Annotated in this window: 3 protein-coding genes and 1 pseudogene; all 4 read left to right on the top strand. The window is 65.6% G+C overall.

The genetic code is table 11. The features are described from left to right. The first annotated feature begins 97 nt into the window (after positions 1–97). Entirely contained in the window at positions 98–565 is a 468-nt protein-coding gene (locus tag A5652_RS11590) for an FHA domain-containing protein (RefSeq protein ID WP_007771646.1), read from the top strand. 73 nt (positions 566–638) lie between these two features. Further along, positions 639–2147, top strand: coding sequence for a protein phosphatase 2C domain-containing protein (locus tag A5652_RS11585; protein ID WP_067350802.1), 1509 nt, complete (start codon positions 639–641; stop codon positions 2145–2147). Further along, a complete protein-coding gene (locus A5652_RS11580) occupies positions 2144–3550 on the top strand; it encodes an FtsW/RodA/SpoVE family cell cycle protein (protein ID WP_067350799.1) in 1407 nt (468 codons plus the stop codon). The genes A5652_RS11585 and A5652_RS11580 overlap by 4 nt, the downstream gene beginning before the upstream one ends. Continuing rightward, a pseudogene (gene pbpA / locus A5652_RS11575) lies at positions 3547–4343 on the top strand (D,D-transpeptidase PbpA); the annotation flags it as partial. The gene A5652_RS11580 and the pseudogene pbpA, both read left to right, overlap by 4 nt.

Below are 4343 nucleotides of genomic sequence, written 5' to 3'. Positions count from 1 at the left end.
CGCCCCGTGTCATCCGCCGTCCAAGTATCGTGACGTAGCCGATGTGCTCGGAGTCACGGGCGCCAGGGATGCGACGCTAGGACGGAAAGGACGCCAGATGCAGGGACTGGTACTGCAGCTGACGCGCGCCGGCTTTTTGATGCTGCTGTGGGTTTTCATCTGGTCCGTGCTGCGAATCCTTCGGACCGACATCTATGCGCCCACCGGTGCTGTCATGGTGCGCCGGGGTTTGGCGCTGCGCAGCACGCTGCTGCCGTCACGCCAGCGCCGGCATGCGGCCCGCTATCTGGTAGTCACGGAAGGCGCGCTGGCGGGCGGACGCATCACCCTCAGCGGACAGCCGGTGTTGATCGGAAGGGCTGACGACTCGACGCTGGTGCTCACCGACGACTACGCCTCGACGCGGCACGCTCGGCTGTCTCAGCGCGGCTCGGAGTGGTACGTCGAGGATCTAGGATCGACCAACGGCACTTACCTTGACAGGGCGAAGGTGACGACTGCGGTACGAGTTCCAATCGGAACGCCGATTCGAATCGGCAAAACGGCGATTGAGTTGCGCCCGTGATCCGGGCCTACGACGGTGCTGCCGGCGTCGGGATCCTGGGGGCACCGCCCGCGTGCGGGGGAGAGTGCCGCCCGTGACCTTGGTCCTGCGATATGCCGCGCGTAGTGATCGCGGCCTGGTACGCGCCAACAACGAAGACTCCGTCTACGCCGGCGCGCGACTGCTCGCGCTGGCCGACGGCATGGGGGGTCACGCCGCGGGCGAGGTGGCATCCCAATTGGTGATCGCGGCGCTCGCCCACTTGGATGACGACGAGCCCGGCGGCGATCTGCTGGCCAAGCTCGACAACGCGGTGCGCTCCGGCAATGCGGCCATCGCCGCCCAGGTGGAGGCCGAGCCCGAGCTCGAGGGGATGGGCACCACCCTCACCGCGATCCTGTTCGCGGGCGACCGCATCGGGATGGTGCACATCGGCGATTCGCGCGGCTACTTGTTGCGCGACGGGGAGCTGACCCAAATAACCAAGGACGACACGTTCGTCCAGACCTTGGTCGACGAAGGCCGGATCACCCGGGAAGAGGCGCACAGCCACCCGCAGCGGTCGTTGATCATGCGGGCGCTGACGGGTCACGAGGTCGAGCCGACGTTGACCATGCGCGAGGCGCGTGCCGGTGACCGCTACCTGCTGTGCTCGGACGGGTTATCGGATCCGGTGAGCGACGAGACCATCCTGGAGGCCCTGCAGATACCCGACGTCGCCGAGGCCGCCTACCGCCTCATCGAGTTGGCCCTGCGTGGCGGTGGCCCGGACAACGTGACGGTCGTGGTCGCCGACGTGGTCGACTATGACTACGGGCAGACCCAGCCGATCCTCGCCGGCGCGGTGTCGGGCGACGAGGATCAAATGACCCTGCCCAACACCTCCGCCGGTCGCGCTTCGGCGATTCGCCCCCGCGATGAGTCCGCCAAACGCGTTGCCCCGCAACCGGAAACACCGCATCGGCCGCGCTGGCCGCGGCGGAAGATGTTCTTTGCCGGTGGCCTGGCGGTGCTCTTGGTGTTGGCGGGCCTCGGCGTCGGATGGTGGGTCATCCAGCGCAACTATTACGTCGCCGAGTACAACGGCCGCGTCTCCATCGTTCGGGGAATCCAGGGCACCCTGCTGGGCATCCAGTTGCAGCGGCCCTATCTGGTGGGCTGCCTCAACACCCGCAACGAGCTCTCCCTAGTCAGCTATGGGCAATCCGACGGCCATGCCAACTGCCAGCTGATGACGCTGCAAGACCTGCGCCGCCCGGGACAAGTCCAGGTTGAAACCGGACTGCCAGGCGGCAGCCTGGACCAGGCCGAGTCGCAGCTGAGGCAACTGTTGGCCGAATATCTGTTGCCAATCTGTCCGCCCCCGCGAGCCACTTCTCCGCCCGGCTCACCAGGCACCCGCGGCGAACCACCAGAATCCGGCACCACAGCACCACCAGCACCACCGAACACCAGCTCTCCAAGCGCCAGTCCCTCACCGAGCACGAGCGCCAACGGCCCCGCAAATTCGCCGCCGGCAGGTCCGACGACCACGTCGCAGACAGTGACCGCGCTTCCGGGGCCGCCACCTCAACCAGGCATCGATTGCCGGACGGTGGCATGACGACACAACTTCAGCCGCCGGTCGCGGTCACACCCCCGTTGCCTACCCGGCGCAATGCCGAGTTGTTGCTCCTGGGCTTCGCCGCACTGATCACCGTCGCCGCGCTGCTGATAGTCGAAGCCAACCAATCGCGCGATCTGCACTGGACCGCGATCAGCTACGGATTGGTCTTCCTCGTCGTCTTCGGGTCGGCGCACATGGCCATCAGGCGGTTCGCGCCCTACACCGATCCGCTACTGCTGCCGATCGTGGCACTACTCAATGGCCTTGGCCTGGTGATGATTCACCGGTTGGATCTGGTCACCAATCAGCTCAGCGGCCGGCACCACCCCAGCGCGACCCAGCAGATGCTGTGGACCCTGATCGGCGTCGTGACCTTTTCCCTGGTGGTCACGTTCTTGAAAGACCATCGGCAGCTTGCGCGCTACGGCTACATATGCGGACTGGTCGGTCTGATCTTTCTGGTGATTCCCGCCCTGTTGCCGGCATCGCTGTCCGAACAGAACGGCGCAAAGATCTGGATTCGCTTGCCCGGCTTCTCAATTCAACCAGCCGAGTTCTCCAAGATTCTGCTGCTGATCTTCTTCTCCGCGGTGCTGATAGCCAAGCGCGGCTTATTCACCAGCGTGGGCAAGCATTTCATGGGTTTGACGCTGCCCCGGCCCCGAGACCTTGCGCCCCTGCTGGCGGCGTGGGTGATCTCGGTCGGCGTGATGGCATTCGAAAAAGACCTTGGCACTTCGCTGTTGCTGTACACGTCGTTTCTGGTAGTTGTCTACCTCGCTACGCAACGCTTCAGTTGGGTGGGGATCGGGCTGGTGCTGTTCGCCGCGGGAAGTGTTGTCGCGTATTACATTTTCGCGCACGTCCGGGTTCGGGTGCAGATGTGGTGGGACCCGTTCTCCGACCCCGACGGCAGCGGCTACCAGATTGTTCAGTCGCTTTTCAGTTTTGCCACCGGCGGGATCTTCGGGACCGGCCTCGGTAACGGTCAGCCCGATACGGTGCCGGCCGCCTCGACCGATTTCATCATCGCCGCGTTCGGCGAAGAGCTGGGGCTGGTGGGCCTGGCCAGCATCCTGATGCTCTACACCATCGTCATCGTCCGCGGTATGCGCACGGCAATCGCCACCCGCGACAGCTTCGGCAAGCTGCTGGCCGCGGGCCTGGCGTCCACGCTGGCCCTTCAGCTGTTCATCGTCGTCGGCGGGGTAACCCAGCTCATTCCGCTGACGGGGCTCACGACTCCGTGGATGTCCTACGGCGGCTCGTCCTTGCTGGCGAACTATGTGCTGCTGGCCATACTGGCGCGCATTTCGCACAGCGCCCGTCGTCCCCTGCGCACCCGCGCCCGCAAGTCGTCGATCGCGGCGGCCAGCACCGAGGTGATCGAGAAAGTATGAACGCCTCGCTGCGCCGGATCTCGGTGACCGTGATGGCGTTGATCGTGTTGCTGCTGATCAACGCCACGATGACGCAGGTCTTCGCTGCGGACTCACTGCGTGCCGATCCGCGCAATCAGCGGGTTCTGCTCGACGAGTATTCACGCCAGCGCGGCCAGATTGTGGCGGGCGGCCAGCTGTTGGCGTATTCGGCCGCCACCGACAACCGCTACCGCTTCCTGCGCGTGTATCCCAACCCGGCGGAGTACGCCCCCGTGACCGGCTTCTATTCGTTGCGCTACTCCAGCACCGGTCTGGAACGCGCCGAGGATCCGCTGTTGAACGGGTCCGACGAGCGGCTGTTCGGCCGCCGGCTGGCCGACTTCTTCACCGGTCGCGACCCGCGCGGCGCAAATGTCGACACCACGATCAAGCCGCGGGTCCAGCGGGCCGCCTGGGATGCGATGCAGCAGGACTGCGGCGGGCCGCCATGCAAGGGTGCCGTCGTCGCCCTCGAACCGGCGACCGGCAAGATTTTGGCGATGGTGTCATCGCCGTCCTACGACGCCAACCTGCTGTCGTCGCACGATCCCGAAGTCCAGGCGCAGGCGTGGCAGAAGCTGCGTGACGACCCCAACAACCCGCTGACCAACCGCGCGATCTCCGAGACATACCCGCCGGGGTCCACCTTCAAGGTCATCACCACGGCGGCCGCGCTGCAGGCCGGCGCCTCCGACACCGAGCAGCTGACCGCCGCACCCTCCATTCCATTGCCCAACAGCACCGCAAGTTTGGAGAACTACGGTGGGGAGCC

Origin of the sequence: Mycobacterium sp. 1165178.9, from assembly GCF_001673555.1 — a bacterium.
GTDB lineage: Bacteria > Actinomycetota > Actinomycetes > Mycobacteriales > Mycobacteriaceae > Mycobacterium.
This window is presented reverse-complemented; position numbering and strand designations above follow the sequence as displayed.

What these genes read in the sequence shown, in the direction of transcription:
- A5652_RS11580 (WP_067350799.1), top strand. Translation starts at nt 2,144, where the DNA reads ATGACGACACAACTTCAGCCGCCGGTCGCGGTCACACCCCCGTTGCCT.
- A5652_RS11590 (WP_007771646.1), top strand. Translation starts at nt 98, where the DNA reads ATGCAGGGACTGGTACTGCAGCTGACGCGCGCCGGCTTTTTGATGCTG.